General features: G+C 65.0%; 14 protein-coding genes and 1 pseudogene. 3 read left to right on the forward strand and 12 right to left on the reverse strand.

What is annotated here, in order from left to right; all coding sequences use genetic code 11:
• Positions 1 to 43: 43 nt before the first annotated feature.
• The 9 genes from atpA to KKR91_RS11945 all read right to left on the reverse strand — a co-directional run bounded on the left by atpA (position 44) and on the right by KKR91_RS11945 (position 8171).
• Complete coding sequence (gene atpA / locus KKR91_RS11905; RefSeq protein WP_210231569.1) at positions 44 to 1681, reverse strand: F0F1 ATP synthase subunit alpha; 1638 nt, start codon at positions 1679 to 1681, stop codon at positions 44 to 46.
• Positions 1682 to 1784: 103 nt separating this feature from the next.
• Positions 1785 to 2600 (reverse strand): F0F1 ATP synthase subunit delta, encoded by an 816-nt coding sequence (locus KKR91_RS11910; protein WP_210231568.1) that lies wholly within the window; start codon positions 2598 to 2600, stop codon positions 1785 to 1787.
• On the reverse strand, positions 2600 to 3148 hold the full coding sequence (locus KKR91_RS11915) for a F0F1 ATP synthase subunit B (protein ID WP_210231567.1): 549 nt from the start codon (positions 3146 to 3148) through the stop codon (positions 2600 to 2602). The genes KKR91_RS11910 and KKR91_RS11915 overlap by 1 nt, the downstream gene beginning before the upstream one ends.
• A gap of 42 nt (positions 3149 to 3190) precedes the next feature.
• A complete protein-coding gene (locus tag KKR91_RS11920; RefSeq protein WP_152219239.1) occupies positions 3191 to 3400 on the reverse strand; it encodes an ATP synthase subunit c family protein in 210 nt (69 codons plus the stop codon).
• Positions 3401 to 3485: 85 nt separating this feature from the next.
• Positions 3486 to 4292, reverse strand: coding sequence for a F0F1 ATP synthase subunit A (atpB, locus tag KKR91_RS11925; protein WP_210231566.1), 807 nt, complete (start codon positions 4290 to 4292; stop codon positions 3486 to 3488).
• Between the two features lie 79 nt (positions 4293 to 4371).
• On the reverse strand, positions 4372 to 4641 hold the full coding sequence (locus KKR91_RS11930; RefSeq protein ID WP_210231565.1) for an AtpZ/AtpI family protein: 270 nt from the start codon (positions 4639 to 4641) through the stop codon (positions 4372 to 4374).
• On the reverse strand, positions 4634 to 5134 hold the full coding sequence (locus KKR91_RS11935) for a Cg1360 family ATP-synthase-associated protein (protein ID WP_210231564.1): 501 nt from the start codon (positions 5132 to 5134) through the stop codon (positions 4634 to 4636). The genes KKR91_RS11930 and KKR91_RS11935 overlap by 8 nt, the downstream gene beginning before the upstream one ends.
• Positions 5135 to 5244: 110 nt before the next feature.
• Positions 5245 to 6267, reverse strand: a complete 1023-nt coding sequence (locus KKR91_RS11940; protein WP_210231563.1) for an MraY family glycosyltransferase — start codon at positions 6265 to 6267, stop codon at positions 5245 to 5247.
• Entirely contained in the window at positions 6267 to 8171 is a 1905-nt protein-coding gene (locus KKR91_RS11945; RefSeq protein WP_210231562.1) for a polysaccharide biosynthesis protein, read from the reverse strand. Before KKR91_RS11945 ends, KKR91_RS11940 begins: the two co-directional genes overlap by 1 nt.
• 157 nt (positions 8172 to 8328) lie before the next feature.
• Here KKR91_RS11945 and KKR91_RS11950 point away from each other — a divergent pair, with 157 nt between their 5' ends.
• From KKR91_RS11950 to KKR91_RS11960, 3 genes are all read left to right on the forward strand, one after another.
• A complete protein-coding gene (locus KKR91_RS11950) occupies positions 8329 to 9225 on the forward strand; it encodes a glycosyltransferase (RefSeq protein ID WP_210231561.1) in 897 nt (298 codons plus the stop codon).
• A 1-nt stretch (position 9226) separates the two neighbouring features.
• A complete protein-coding gene (locus tag KKR91_RS11955) occupies positions 9227 to 10270 on the forward strand; it encodes a glycosyltransferase (protein WP_210231560.1) in 1044 nt (347 codons plus the stop codon).
• Between the two features lie 71 nt (positions 10271 to 10341).
• Positions 10342 to 11271 (forward strand): NAD-dependent epimerase/dehydratase family protein, encoded by a 930-nt coding sequence (locus tag KKR91_RS11960; RefSeq protein WP_237687363.1) that lies wholly within the window; start codon positions 10342 to 10344, stop codon positions 11269 to 11271.
• Positions 11272 to 11435: 164 nt separating this feature from the next.
• On the opposite strand, the pseudogene KKR91_RS11965 reads toward KKR91_RS11960, so the two are convergent.
• The 3 genes and pseudogenes from KKR91_RS11965 to prfA form a co-directional block, all read right to left on the reverse strand.
• Positions 11436 to 12086 (reverse strand): annotated as a pseudogene (locus KKR91_RS11965) (L-threonylcarbamoyladenylate synthase); the annotation flags it as partial.
• A 34-nt stretch (positions 12087 to 12120) separates the two neighbouring features.
• The gene (gene prmC, locus KKR91_RS11970) at positions 12121 to 12990 is read right to left on the reverse strand and encodes a peptide chain release factor N(5)-glutamine methyltransferase (protein WP_210231557.1); all 870 of its coding nucleotides are present in this window, start codon (positions 12988 to 12990) and stop codon (positions 12121 to 12123) included.
• Between the two features lie 8 nt (positions 12991 to 12998).
• Positions 12999 to 14078 carry a peptide chain release factor 1 gene (gene prfA, locus KKR91_RS11975; protein WP_210231556.1) on the reverse strand — a complete coding sequence of 360 codons (1080 nt, stop codon included), beginning with the start codon at positions 14076 to 14078 and terminating at the stop codon, positions 12999 to 13001.
• Positions 14079 to 14180: the final 102 nt, after the last annotated feature.

Consider the following 14180-nt stretch of genomic DNA (forward strand, 5'->3'; position numbering starts at 1 on the left):
TTCCGCGTCCGGATCAAGGATCCGGACGCGGAACTAAAAGCCGCTAGCGCTTCTGCTTGACGATCTTTTCCTGGTCAACAGCGTCTTCGCCCAGGGCGGAGTACTCTTCGTGGCCGGCGGCAACCATGTGGTTGTCTCCTTCGCCGAAGAATCCTTCCTTGAACGCGACAACGCGCTTCTTGAGTTCGTCCACAGTGGAGTCCTCAAGCTTGCCCGTCTGGGCCAGGGTGGTCAGCACGGACGTGCTGTGCTTCAGGTGGTCGATGAACTCGCCCTCAAAGCGGAGCACGTCTTCCACGGGAACATCGTCCAGGTAGCCGTTGGTGCCGGCCCAGATCGAGACAACCTGCTCTTCAACCGGGTACGGAGCGTACTGACCCTGCTTGAGGAGTTCCATCAGCCGCGCACCGCGGGTGAGCTGCTGGCGGGTGGCTGCATCCAGGTCCGACGCGAACATGGAGAATGCCTGCATGTCGCGGTACTGGGCCAGTTCCAGCTTCAACGTACCGGAGACCTTCTTCATGGCCTTCTGCTGTGCGGCACCACCGACGCGCGAGACGGAAATACCGACGTCGACGGCGGGGCGCTGGTTGGCGTTGAAGAGGTCCGACTGGAGGAAGATCTGTCCGTCGGTGATGGAGATGACGTTGGTCGGGATGTAGGCCGAGACGTCGTTTGCCTTGGTTTCGATGATGGGCAGGCCCGTCATCGATCCGGCACCGAGCTCATCGGAGAGCTTGGCGCAACGCTCCAGCAGGCGGGAGTGCAAGTAGAACACATCGCCCGGGTAGGCCTCGCGTCCCGGCGGGCGCCGGAGCAGCAGGGATACGGCGCGGTAGGCTTCGGCCTGCTTGGACAGGTCATCAAAGATGATCAGTACATGCTTGCCGCCGTACATCCAGTGCTGGCCAATGGCCGAACCGGCGTAGGGAGCCAGGTACTTGAAACCGGCGGGGTCCGAAGCCGGGGAAGCAACGATGGTGGTGTACTCCATCGCGCCCTTGTCTTCGAGGGTGCGCTTGATTTCAGCAACCGTCGATGCCTTCTGGCCGATGGCTACGTAAATGCAGCGCACCTGCTTCGTGACATCGCCGGATTCCCAGTTGGCCTTCTGGTTAAGGATGGCGTCCACGGCAATGGCGGTCTTACCCGTCTTGCGGTCGCCAATGATCAGCTGTCGCTGGCCGCGGCCGATCGGAATCATGGCGTCGATAGCCTTGAGACCGGTCTGGAGCGGTTCGTGGACCGACTTGCGCTGGGTTACGCCCGGTGCCTGGAGTTCCAGTGCACGGCGACCCTCAGCCTGGATCGGGCCCATGTCATCCATCGGCTCGCCCAGCGGGTCGACGACGCGTCCCAGAAAGGCGTCGCCCACGGGTACGGACAGGACTTCACCGGTGCGGTGGACTTCCTGTCCTTCTTCGATCCCGGCGAAATCGCCGAGTACAACGACACCGATTTCACGGGTGTCAAGGTTCTGGGCCAGGCCCAGTGTGCCGTCCTCGAACCGAAGCAGCTCATTCGCCATCACGGAGGGCAGGCCCTCCACACGGGCAATGCCGTCGCTGGCGGTTGTTACGCGGCCAACTTCAACGCGCTCTGCGTTTCCGGGTTCGTAGGACGCCGCAAATTCGTTCAACGCATTACGGACGTCGTCGGCGTTGATGGTCAATTCGGCCATCTGCAGTCCCTGCTCTCCTGTGTTGTGATCATCGCTTGGTGCCGATGACCGGGATTAATTCTCAAATGTTCGTGAACTGGTCTCAACCGCCCCGAAGGGACGGCTAGACCGCGAGCTTCCGACGGAGGTCGGACAGACGGGAGACTACTGATGAATCCAGTATCTCGTCTCCCACTGCGATCCGCACGCCGCCGATAAGTGACGGGTCAACGTCGGCGTTGATCTTCAACTCACGGCCGTAGAGTCCGTTTAGAGAGGACTGCAGACGCGAAAGCTGTTCCTGGGTCAACGGACGGGCGGCCCGAACCTCGGCGATCCACCGCTTCTGGCGCCCGGCAACGAGCTCCAGGAAGCGTGCCACCAAGGCGCTGGGCTTCAGGCCACGCGGATGCGTGACTGCCTGCCGGATCAGCGCCAGTGCTTCGGGGCTGGCCCCGGGCACGAGCTTTTCCGCCAGGACCATCTTGGCCTCAGGCGATGCCTGCGGCTCGGACAAGGCCCGCTGGACTTCGTGGCTGGAAGCTACTGCCCGGCGGAACCGGATCAGGTCGTCTTCCAGCGCGTCCAGGCCGGCGAGGCCCGCTCCCCTGTTTTCTGCCGTTGCCGAAACAACGGTGGCAGCCAGTTCCTCGAGCGCATCACCCAAGTCACGCGGAGACCGCCAACGCAAGGAGACCAGATCGGAAACAATGGCTTCGGCGTCTGCCGAAACCTTGCCGCCGACCAGCTGTGAAACCAGCGCCGCCTTGGCATCGCTTGGACGCGCGGGGTCGGTCAGCGCACGCCGGATACCGGCGTTGCTGTCGAGGACGCCCAGGATTCCAAAGAGTTCCTCGGCCAGTGACACCGAAGCAAAGGGAAGCTTGGCTTCCAGCTGCTCGTGGGCAATGGCCAGTGATTCGCTCGATACTCCTGCCATTACCTAGCTGCACCTGCGTTCTCGTTTTCCAGTTCCACAAGGAAACGGTCAACCACGCGGGCGGCGCGGGCGTCATCTTCAAGCGTTTCGCCGATGATGCGTCCAGCCAGCTCGGTTGCCAGCGTGCCGACCTCAGCGCGGAGCGACGTTACAGCCGCCTGCCGCTCTGCAGCGATCTGCACCTGGGCCTGCTCGGTGATCCGTGCGGATTCCGAAGCGGCCTTTGCCTTCAGTTCCGCGAGGATCTGGGCGCCTTCGGCGCGTGCCTCTTCACGGATCGTGTTGGCTTCGGCACGGGCATCGGAGAGCTGCGCCTTGTATTCGTCCAGCGCTGCACTGGCCTCTGCCTGGGCCTTTTCAGCCTTGGCAATGTTGCCTTCGATGGCTTCGGTACGCTCAGCGAACGTCTTCTCGAAGGCGGGCACCACAAACTTGACGACGATGAACATCAGTATGGCGAAACTGATTCCCGTCACCAGGATTTCCCAGATGTTGGGCATCAGGGGGCTGGCGCCTTCAGTGGCTGCCAATATGACTACCTGATCCATAATGCACCCGTCCTATCTGCTTGGTGGGTCAGTCGGTTCGGACTAGACAATGAACGCGAGAACCAGACCAAGGATAGCGAGGGCTTCGGTCAGTGCCAGACCCAGGAAAGCGATCGGCTGGAGGACGCGCTGTGCCTCCGGCTGGCGAGCAACGCCGCTGATGTAGGCGAAGAACACGAGGCCCACGCCGATGGCGCCACCGATTGCGGAGAGGCCATAGCCGATTGCGTTGAGGCTACCTTCGATTTCCATGTGTTTTTTCCTTTCAAGATGCCCTGATGGGCAGGTTGCTTGGGGTTTCCCCGAGGGGAAGCTTGGGTTTTCCCGGAGGGAAAGCTTAGTGGTCGTCTGCCAGTGCGCCCTGGATGTAAATGGCGGTCAGCAGCGTGAAAACGTAGGCCTGGAGCACCATGATCAGCGCTTCAAGCATGTACATGGCGATACCGCCGCCTAGAACCAGCAGGGAGGATGCCTGGAGCAGGATGTTGTCCTGGAGGACCAGGAGGTATTCGATGCCGGCACCGGCCAGCATGATGATCAAGTGACCGGACATCATGGTGGCGAACAGACGCAGGCTGTGCGTGATCGGCCGGACCAGGAAGTTGGAGATGATCTCGATGGGGACCAGTACGGGGAGGATGTACCACGGCACGCCTGAGGGCACTGTGGCCTTCACGAAGTACTTCATGCCGTGCTTCTTGATGCCAACGCCGATCCACGTGAAGTAGACGATCGCTGCCAGCAGGTAGGCCCCGCCCGGATGGGAGAAGCTGGGGAGCTGGATAAACGGAATGGCACCGTAAATGTTGTTGACAACAATGAAGAAGAACAGCGCGAAGAGGAAGGGAACGAACTTCAGGAAGTCACGCTCGCCGATCACGTCCTTGGCGATGCTGTTGCGGACGAATCCGTATCCCCACTCGCCCAGGAACTGGAGGCGTCCCGGCACGAGCTTTCCCTTGCGGGAGGCAAGGATAAAGAACACAGCGATGATGACAACCGAGATGATGACCAGCAGCATCTGCTTGCCAACACCGGTACCGTACTCGGCGCCCCACGGGAAAATCTCAGGGAGGTGCATATCTGAAATGGCCGGCGGAACGAATCCACCTTCATTAGTGGCCGGGAGTGCAAGCGCGATCAACGCGTTTCCTCTCTGCTGTGTCCTTCATCGGGCGTGTGAATCGGGGCAAAGCTAGTTGCCCGGTCTAAAATCTGTGGCATTACTGTTCGGCTTCTTCACGGTCGTGGGCTGGATGGCCGACGCTGGCTTTCGCAGGTTTGCTTCCGGTCAGGCCGTGCACTTTGGTCAGGTAGAATCCGGCGGCAGCTCCGAAGAGAATACCGACGAGCACCAACCATTGAGTCTCGAACAGATTGTCCAAAAACCACCCTATCAAACCCCAGGCTACGATCCCGCCAATGATGTAGCTGAAGACGCGCATGCCGGAGTCGTAAGTGCCCTCGGGGTCATAGGCGGGTTTTTCAGGCATCCTTTTCCCCTTTTACTGGTGTTGGCGTTGCTGGAGTATCCCGGGGCTCGTCGTCGTACAGCTGGAAACGAATCCGGGAAAAGGCACGGATTTCCGCTATCTGCCACACCACAACGGTTCCCAGCGCGGAGGCAAAGAACCATGTTCCGTCCAGCCACGCCGGCCTGCCAATCAGGAAAAGCACCGCGGCAAAGAGCACTACTTTGACGATGTAGATCAAAGCAAACATTGCCATGGCACCGTGTGGATTGTCGCGTCCCACCACATGGACAATCAGGAGGCTCACGCCGCTGAACGCGATGACCAGCGCCCAACCGAACAGTGCGCTGCCCAGCCCCGGAGACCCGGCGACGGCCAGGGCAGCCACCGCGAGGAGAGCCGCCAGGATCCCGGTCCACTTCATCGCGGCGGCAAAAATGCCGAGCCAGGGATTGGAAGTGGGTCCGGAAGCGACGAGGGGACGTCCAGCCTGGGCACCGTCTACGGGGCTCATAACGCTAGGACATCCTTCGGCACGGGAGCGGGTGGGGCGGCGCGGGAATCCACGACTGATGAAATTCTACAACACATAGAAGTCGGCACCGGCCGCTTGGTTGCCCCAGGCTACCTTCCGGTGCTCCCGACGGTCCTGATCCTGGCCTGCCGGGTGCGGAGAATACGTGGCGACAACAGGTAGAACACCACAACGGCAACAGTGAAAAGACTGCCCGTGAGCTTAACGCCGTCGCCGGCGCCGGCAATCAGCAGTCCGGCAGTGCCGGTCAGCACGGTACACGCGGTCACCACGCCTGCCGACTGAAGGTGGCTGAGCCCGACATCGGTCAGCCGCTGGTAGACATGCTGGCGGTGTGCCGCGTACCAGCGCTCGCCCCGGCTGACGCGCAGCAGGAGGGTGGAGAACGTATCGGCCAGATAGATCACGATCGGGAAGAGCAGGTATTCGACGTCGACCCCGGCGAGGAAGGCCGCCACGGCAATGCCGGCGACCGACGCACCCAGCAGGTAGCTGCCGACGTCGCCCATGAATACCGAACCGCGGCCCAGGTTCCAGGGCAGGAAAGCGGCAAATGCAGCCGCTGTCACCGCCCCGGCCACGGTGAGCCAGATGTGGTCACTGAGCATGCCCGCGATGGCGTACAAGCCGCCCACCGCCACGCCGTGCAGGCCGGAAATTCCGTTGACGCCGTCCATGAAGTTGGCCACGTTGATGTACGCCGCGATGAACAGGCCACCCACCGGCACCCACCAGTAGCTCTGCTCCATGGTCCAGACCAGCGCGGCCGTGCCCAGCAGGCCGATGGCCAGCTGCAGCCCGGCGCGCACGCGCACGGACAGGCCGCGGAAATCCTCAATCCAGCCCAGCAGCGACGCGCAGCCGATGACGGCCACCAGGATCAGCACGACGGAACGGTCCACGGGCACCAGCCCGGTGAGCACGGACAGGGAGAGCCCGAGCAGGACGCCGGCGGCGATGGTGACGCCCACCCCGCGGATGATCACCTTGGTGTGCGAGGACCGCTCATTGGGGATGTCCAGGACACCGAGGCGCCGCAGGAACGGGATAAAGAGGAAAGGCAGCAGCAGGCTGGCCAGGAAAGCCGCAGCGATGCACAGGGCCAGCAGCATCAGCCGGTCCGCCGTTCAGCCGTGCCGCCGTTGAACGGCCGGCGGCCGGTCCGTTCCACCGAGGCTGCTCCGCCGATCCCGGTCACCGGCGGGAGGACCTCGCCGTGGGCGTCGACGCCGCACTTTTTCAGCCAGTCCTCAAACCGCAGGTCGCTGGGGTCGAGCTCGTCCACTGCCGTATGGGAGATCTTCGGATGGAGCGGACGGGAATCGTCCTCGCCGGTGCCCACGAGGATCTCGTGCAGCTTCTCCCCCTGGCGCAGGCCGGTGAACACGATCTCGATGTCCTTGCCGGACATGGCGATCATCCGGTTGGCGACGTCGAGGATCTTCACGGGCTCGCCCATGTCCAGGATCAGGACCTCGCCGCCGCGGCCGATGGCACCGGCCTGGATGACGAGCTGGCAGGCCTCGGGGATGGTCATGAAGAAACGGGTGACGTCAGCGTCCGTCACGGTGACCGGCCCGCCCTGGCGGATCTGCTCGGTGAACAGCGGAAGCATGGAGCCGCGGCTGCCGATCACGTTGCCGAAGCGCACCGACACAAACCGGTCCCCCGTGTTTCCGGCCATCCACGCGGTGAGTTTCTCGGCAACCCGCTTGGAGTGTCCGAGCACCGTGGTGGGGTTCGCTGCCTTGTCGGTGGAGATGTTCACGAAGTAACGGACCTTGGCCTTTTTGGCGGCACGCAGCACATTCGCGGTTCCCAGGACGTTGGTCTTCCAGGCCTCCTGCGGGTACTGCTCCAAAAGCGAGACGTGCTTGAGCGCGGCGGCGTGGAAGACGACGTCGGGCCGCCTGTCGGTGAAGATCTGGTCCAGCGCGTCGGAGTCACGGATATCGGCAAGGACGGTGTCCCTGCCGTTGAGCAGACCGTGTCCGGTGATGGAAAGCTGGGTGAGCTGGAGGCCGGTTTCGTCACGGTCCACCATGATCAGCTCGGCAGGGTCGAAGGCAGTGATCTGCCGGCACAGTTCCGAACCGATGGAGCCGCCTGCTCCGGTAACCAGGACCTTGCGGCCGGTGAGATAACCGGCCACCTCCTCCACATGGATGTCCACGGGGCGGCGTCCGATCAGGTCTTCGACGGCGACTTCGCGGAAGTCGGTCAGCCCGGCACCTGCCCCCTTGCTGAGCATGTCCTTCAGCGGCGGAAGCACCAGCACCCGAAGGTCCAGCCCTTCGGCCTTGTCTGTCACCTGGCGCACCTGGCTGGCCTCGACGTCGGCGATCGCGATGATCAGGACGGTGGCCCGGGTGCGCTGCACCATTTCGCGCAGGTCCTCGAGCCGGCCCAGCACCGGCACCGTGGACAGGCGCAGGTGTTTCTTGGCGGGATCGTCATCAATCAGGCCCACCGGGTAGTACGGGGACTCCGGGTCCTTCATCATCCGGGTGACCAGCGAGCTGCCCAGGAAGCCGGCGCCGTAGACCAGGGTCCGGGAGGCTTCATCGCCCGGGCGGGCCTTGCCCTCGACATACATGCGCTTGAGATAGCGGATGGCGGCCATAAAGAGGCAGGCAAACGGGAACGCGATCATTCCGGTGCTTCGCGGAATGTCGATGGCCAGGCCGAAGATGGCACTGACCAGGACCAGGATGGCTGCGACGACCAGGGTGACTATGGCGAGCAGGCGCATCTCGTGGAAGCTGCCGAAGCTGTACCTGCCCCGGTAGAGGGCGAAGGAATACCCGACGACCAGCTGCACCAGCACGGCGGCGGCGCAGAAGACAGCCACACCCGCAGGGTTGATCTGGTCAACCGTGAGCTCGTAGCGCAGCACCAGGGCCAGGACTATGGCCACGATCCAGGCCAGGGAATCCAGGATGTACTGGGACCACAGCCACAGCGCAGGTTTTTCGTCGCGGATGGGACCGCGCTCGTCCGTGCTTGTCTGCCTCATAATCCTCAACGGGTAGTTCCCCGGTTCTCTTCTCGGTGGTTGCAACACAGTTCGGAAGAATCCGGTGTAATAGACTGGAATCTCATCAGCATTCTAACTGCACACCCTTCTCCGTTCGGCTTGTGCCGCTCATCCGGGTTGCCCCGAAAGGATCATTTTGCCGGACTCCGTGGCCGTAGCAGCAGTAACCTTCGACCGTCCAGACGATGTCGCCACGCTGCTTGGTTCCCTGGCAGCCCAAACCGGCAACATTACGTCAGTTGCCTTGGTGGATTCAGGGAAGACTCCGGTTCAGGATATCGCTGAGTCCTCCGATGCGCCCGTTACGTACATCCGGTCCAAGACGAACCTGGGCGGTGCGGGCGGTTTCTCGCTCGCTATTCTCTCGGCCATGGCCTCTGGTGCGGACTGGATCTGGATCATGGACGATGACGCCCATCCGGAGGATCCCGGGTGCCTCTCTGCCCTGCTGGACGCCGCACGGGAACACAACGTGGACGTGGTGCTGCCGCTGGTGGTTGCCCCCGGACACCCGGACACCCTCTCCTTCCACTTTCGGCTGGACGGCAAGCTCACCCATGAGCGCGCCGCAGTGGAAAAACTGGGCTTCATCCCCGACGTCGGGCATTTTTTCAACGGCGCGCTGATCCGTGCCGATGTGTTCTTCCGCGTCGGCCTGCCCGATCTGCGGCTGTTCATCCGCGGTGACGAAACCGACTTCATGATCCGGCTGCGCCGCGCCGGTGTCCGTTTCGGCACGGTGACCTCCGTGGCTCTGACGCACCCGGCGGCCTGGGCCGAGGTCCAGCCGCTGGCCGGTGACCGGCTCCACGTCTTGGTCCCCGAAAACGCCTTCAAGCAGTTCTACTTCTACCGCAACCGCGGCCACCTGACCTGGAAGTACAAGCGGCTGCGCTCCTTCGCCGCAGACGCCGTGGGCTACCCGGTCCACTTCATCAAAACCCGCGATCCCCGCGGCTTCGCAGCCTGGCTGCGCGCCTACACCTCCGGAATGCGCGGCCGGTTCGGCCCGCCGTCGGACTTTGGGTTCTGAGATGGGCGGAGGGTTTGGGACCCCGGCGGATTCCGGCGCGGCCGGCTCCGGGAGCGCTGCGCCCGCCGCGCTGACGCTGGTTATCACCACCTTCAACCGGTCCGGGTACCTGCGCGGGCTGCTGGACTCCGTGGCGGCCCTGGAGCCTGCACCGGAGCGGATCGTGGTGGTGGACAACGCCAGCACCGATGACACCCAGGACGTGCTCACCGCTGCCGCCGCCCGGCTTTCCGTGCCCCTGGTGAACCTGCGCCTGCCGGTCAACGCCGGCGGCGCGGGCGGGTTCGCCGCGGGTGTGGAACGGGCCCTGGCCGAAGGTGCTGCGTGGCTGTGGCTGATGGACGACGACGTCGTTGTCCTCCCCGGCGCCGTGGCCGCCCTGGCCAAATGGACCGGCACCTACCAGTGCATCCACGGCCGGCGGCTGGACGACGCCGGAAGGCCCTTTTTCTGGCAGCACCGCTTCCTGCCGTTCCTGGGCATCCATGTCCCCGTCCGCGGCAACGTTTTCCAGGATTCACCCGTGTTCGAAACCAACGTGGGCTGCTTCGAGGGCATGCTCATCTCCGCGGATGTCGCACGGCGGATCGGGCTGCCCGACGCCCGCTTTTTCATCAACGGCGACGACGAGATGTACGGCTGGCTTGCCTCCCGGATCACCGACGTGGTGTACGTGAATGACTTTGTGCTGCAGAAGGTCCGTCCGCAGAAGCAGATCGACCTGGGCATCCGGCACCTGAACGATTCCAGCGACCTCAGCCGCTTTTATTCCATGCGGAACCGCGGCTACACAGCCCAGTACCTGCAGGCACACGGCCGGTACCACCGCGCCGGCTTTGCGCTCGGCACGCTGCTCACCGCGGCCAAGGAAATGCTGCGGCTGCTGGCCGTGGAGCACCGGATTTCCGGAGCGGGAAGCCTCTGGCGGGGCTGGCGCGAGAGCCGGATAATCCGCCGCGACACTTCCTGGCAGCCCATGCCCGCCCTGCAGGCCCCGTCCGCCGCTGAGGCACCCTCCCCCACTGATCGGAATGACGCAGTTTGACGCAGTCCTCACCTTCTCCCGTACCAGCACCAGCACAGCAGCCCGCCGATCCGGACGCTCCGGTCTGGGCAGTGCTCGGATCCACCGGCTTCATTGGCAATGCCGTCTGCGCCGACCTGGCGGCTGCCGGGATTACGGTGCGTCCGGTCCCGGCACCGCGCCTGTCCTCGGCGGCCGCGGATGCACCGGCCCTGCTGGCTGAGGCAGTGGAACTGGAGCAGGTTCGAGCCGGGCTCGCTGCCGCTTTCACCGGTGTCCAGGTGGTGGTCAACGCTGCCGGCCTGGCTACCCCGGGCGGCACCGACTCCCCCGCCCTGCGCGGCGCCAACTCACTGCTGCCGCTGGTAGTGGCCGACGCAGCCGATGCAGCCGGCGTGCAGCGTTTTGTGCACCTGAGCAGCGCTGCCGTCCAGGGCCACCGTCCGTTCCTGGACGAGAGCAGCCGTGTCCAGCCGTTTTCGGCCTATTCCCGGTCAAAGGCCCTGGGCGAACGTGCCCTGGCGGACCGGGCGGCCGGATCCTGCAGCATCGTGACCATCCGCGCCACCTCGGTGCAAGGTCCGCAGCGGCCGACCACCGCCAAGCTGGCCCGCCTGGCAGCCTCGCCGCTGGCTTCGGTGGCGGGCAAGGGCACGGCTCCGTCCCCGGTCAGTTCGGTGGACTCGCTGGTGCGGTTTGTCCGTGCCGTAGGGCTGCACCAGGGCCATGTTCCCGCCGTCGTCCTCCAACCCTGGGAGCAGGCCACGGTGGCCGGAGTGCTGGAAGCTGCCGGCGGGCGCAAGCCCCTGCGGCTGCCGGCCTGGCTCTGCCGGAGCACCCTCTGGGCCGGCTACCGGCTCTCCGCCCTGGCCGGTGAGCGGCTCCACGGAGCGCTGCGCCGGGTGGAGATGATGTGGTTTGGGCAGCGGCAGGTTCCAGGCTGGGCCGAGGAAACCGGCAATGTCCCCGAACCGCAGGTGCAGGAAGTCCTGCGCTCGGTCCGGGAACCTGCCAACCGTTAGGGCCGCGGCCCTCTGGTCGAGTGGCGGGACGATGCCGCTCCCCCCGGTCGATTGTCGGGACCATGCCGCTTGGGCGGCGGCGAAGCAGCGCGGACCCGACACTCGGCGGACCGAAACAGCAGGTTCGCCACACTCAAAGCCAAAGCGCGGCGCTAGGCGTCCGGGCCCACCACGCCGGGGACGACTTCCTGCAGCTTCTCCAGGCTGATGGCGCCCAGCCGGACCACGCGCAGCACGTCTGACGTGGCGTCCACAATGGTGGAGGGGACACCGGATGCGCCGTCTGTCGGCCGCGGGCCGGCCTCGAGATAGACCTCCACCGATTCAGCCAGTTGTTCACGGGCCTGCGCGGCGTCCTGTGCTGCGGGCTGGCCGGTGCGGTTGGCAGACGACACGGCCATCGGACCGGTCAGCGCCAGCAGGTCCAGCGCGATGCGGTCATCAGGCATCCGCAGCGCCACCGTGCCCATGGTGTCGCCCAGGTCCCAGGTCAGGGACGGCTGGGAATGGAAAATCAGGGTCAGCCCGCCCGGCCAGAACGCCTCGGCGAGGGCGCGGGCGTCGTCGGACACGTCGACGGCCAGCCCGTCCATGGTCTGCATCCGGGGAATCAGCACGGGCGGCGGCATGGACCGGCCCCGGCCCTTCGCTGCGAGCAGGGTGGCCACGGCCTGCGGGGAGAACGCGTCGGCGCCGATGCCGTACACGGTGTCGGTCGGCAGCACCACGCATGCCTTGGCGGCGATGGCCTGCTGTGCCTTGGCCAGTCCCTCGCTGAGGGCCTGAGGGTCGGTGCAGTCGTAGGTGGTAGTCACGGGCTGGGTGTCCTTCGTCTTCGTCTCGGGCGGTTTAGGTGTGGGCGGCCGTCCGCACCGCGGAGGTGGCGCGGGGGCGGCCGTTGAGGTCGGTGTGGGTGGCGACGTCCCGCCAGCAGGGCTGAGCCGACAGCAGGGCAGCGATTCGCCCGGCCTGGACTTCCGCGTGTTCCATCACAAAGTACCCCGCCGGTTTCAGCAGGCGGGCGGCGGTCCGGGCAGCGGCAAGCGGCAGTTCCAGCCCGTCCTTGCCCCCGCCGTAGAGCGCCATCGCCGGATCGTGCTCGGCCGCCTCGGGTTCGTTGGGAATGGCGTCCTCGGGAACGTACGGCGGGTTGGACACCACCACGTCGAAAGTACCGTCGTGCTCAGGCAGCGCCGTGCGCAGGTCTCCGTGCAGCAGGTGAACCCCGAGGGGATCCAGGTTCCGCTTCGCCCAGGCCAGGGCGAGCGGGGAAAGTTCGACGGCGTGTACTTCCGCGCCGCGCACCTCCGTGGCTAGGGAGGCTGCAATCGCGCCGGATCCGGTGCCCAGGTCCACCACCTTGGGCGTAACCCCTGAGACTGCAGCAGAGCGGGCGGCATCGATGGCCAGCTGGGCCACCGTCTCGGTCTCAGGCCGGGGCACAAACACCCCGGGCCCCACCAGCAGGTCCAGATAGCGGAACGACGCCGTGCCGGTCAGGTGTTGCAGCGGCACGCGGGCGGCCCGTTCGGCGACCAGCTCCGGATAGCCCGGCGGAACGGGCGCGTCGGTGAAGGCCAGGGCCTTCACCCGTCCGCGGGACTCCCCCAGCAGGTGGGCGGCCAGCAGCTCCGCGTCAACAGCCGGAGTGGGGACGCCGGCGCCGGCCAAAATGGCGGCGGCTTCCCGCAGGGCCGCCGCCAGGGTGGTGGATTCCATCGGCTTTGTTAGTTCTCGTCACCAATGGCGTCCAGGCGGGCCTGCTCATCCATTTCGATGGCGGCCTGGACCACGGCTTCCAGGTCGCCGTTCATCACGGTGTCCAGGTTGTACGCCTTGTAACCGGTGCGGTGGTCCACGATCCGGTTTTCCGGGTAGTTGTAGGTACGGATCCGCTCAGAGCGGTCCATGGTGCGGATCTGGGACTTGCGGATATCGGAGTTCGTGGCGTCGATCTCCGCCTGCCGGTGCGCCAGGATGCGGGAGCGCAGCACGCGCATGCCGGCCTCGCGGTTCTGCAGCTGCGACTTTTCGTTCTGCATGGCCACCACGATGCCCGTGGGGAGGTGGGTGATGCGCACGGCGGAGTCGGTGGTGTTCACAGACTGCCCGCCGGGACCGGAGGACCGGTAGACGTCGATCTTCAGGTCGTTCTGGCTGATTTCAACTTCTTCGGGCTCGTCCACTTCAGGCAGGACCAGCACGCCGGCGGCCGAGGTGTGGATGCGTCCCTGGGATTCCGTCACGGGCACGCGCTGCACGCGGTGCACGCCGCCCTCGTACTTCAGGCGGGCATAGACGCCTTCGGCGGGGTCGTTGGAGTTGCCCTTGATCGCCATGGACACGTCCTTGAAGCCACCCAGATCCGACTCCGTGGAGCTGATGATCTCGGTCTTCCAGCCGCGGGTCTCGGCGTAGCGGGTGTACATGCGCAGCAGGTCGCCGGCGAACAGGGCCGCCTCGTCGCCGCCTTCGCCGCCCTTGACCTCGATGATGACGTCGCGGCCGTCATTGGGGTCGCGGGGAATCAGCAGGCGGCGCAGCTTCTCCTGCGCATCGTCGAGCTGCTCCTTCAGGACCGGAACCTCGGCGGCGAATTCGGGGTCTTCCGCTGCCATTTCCGATGCGGCGGCCAGGTCGTCTTCGAGGGCGTGCCACTTGTTGTATGCGTCCACGATGCGGCTGAGTTCGGCGTAGCGCCGTCCGAGCCTGCGGGCCAGGCCCTGGTCCGCGTGTACTGCCGGATCGGAGAGCCGCAGCTGCAGTTCAGCGTGCTCATCCAACAGGCCCTGTATGGACTCAAACATCTTTTACGTTCCTCTTTCGACTGTGGACCCGGTCCAGGGGTGGACGGATCCTTGTTGCACTGGTGCCTGTGGCACACGTTCTTACCTGCCCACCAGCAGTTT

This window comes from Arthrobacter jiangjiafuii (genome assembly GCF_018622995.1).
GTDB classification, from domain to species: domain Bacteria; phylum Actinomycetota; class Actinomycetes; order Actinomycetales; family Micrococcaceae; genus Arthrobacter_B; species Arthrobacter_B jiangjiafuii.

Coding starts and splice junctions, on each gene's coding strand:
- KKR91_RS11920 (WP_152219239.1), bottom strand. CDS start 3,400: ATGGAAATCGAAGGTAGCCTCAACGCAATCGGCTATGGCCTCTCCGCA.
- prfA (WP_210231556.1), bottom strand. CDS start 14,078: ATGTTTGAGTCCATACAGGGCCTGTTGGATGAGCACGCTGAACTGCAG.
- KKR91_RS11955 (WP_210231560.1), top strand. CDS start 9,227: ATGGGCGGAGGGTTTGGGACCCCGGCGGATTCCGGCGCGGCCGGCTCC.
- KKR91_RS11915 (WP_210231567.1), bottom strand. CDS start 3,148: ATGGATCAGGTAGTCATATTGGCAGCCACTGAAGGCGCCAGCCCCCTG.
- KKR91_RS11910 (WP_210231568.1), bottom strand. CDS start 2,600: ATGGCAGGAGTATCGAGCGAATCACTGGCCATTGCCCACGAGCAGCTG.
- KKR91_RS11935 (WP_210231564.1), bottom strand. CDS start 5,134: ATGAGCCCCGTAGACGGTGCCCAGGCTGGACGTCCCCTCGTCGCTTCC.
- KKR91_RS11940 (WP_210231563.1), bottom strand. CDS start 6,267: ATGCTGCTGGCCCTGTGCATCGCTGCGGCTTTCCTGGCCAGCCTGCTG.
- prmC (WP_210231557.1), bottom strand. CDS start 12,990: ATGGAATCCACCACCCTGGCGGCGGCCCTGCGGGAAGCCGCCGCCATT.
- KKR91_RS11930 (WP_210231565.1), bottom strand. CDS start 4,641: ATGCCTGAAAAACCCGCCTATGACCCCGAGGGCACTTACGACTCCGGC.
- KKR91_RS11945 (WP_210231562.1), bottom strand. CDS start 8,171: ATGAGGCAGACAAGCACGGACGAGCGCGGTCCCATCCGCGACGAAAAA.
- atpA (WP_210231569.1), bottom strand. CDS start 1,681: ATGGCCGAATTGACCATCAACGCCGACGACGTCCGTAATGCGTTGAAC.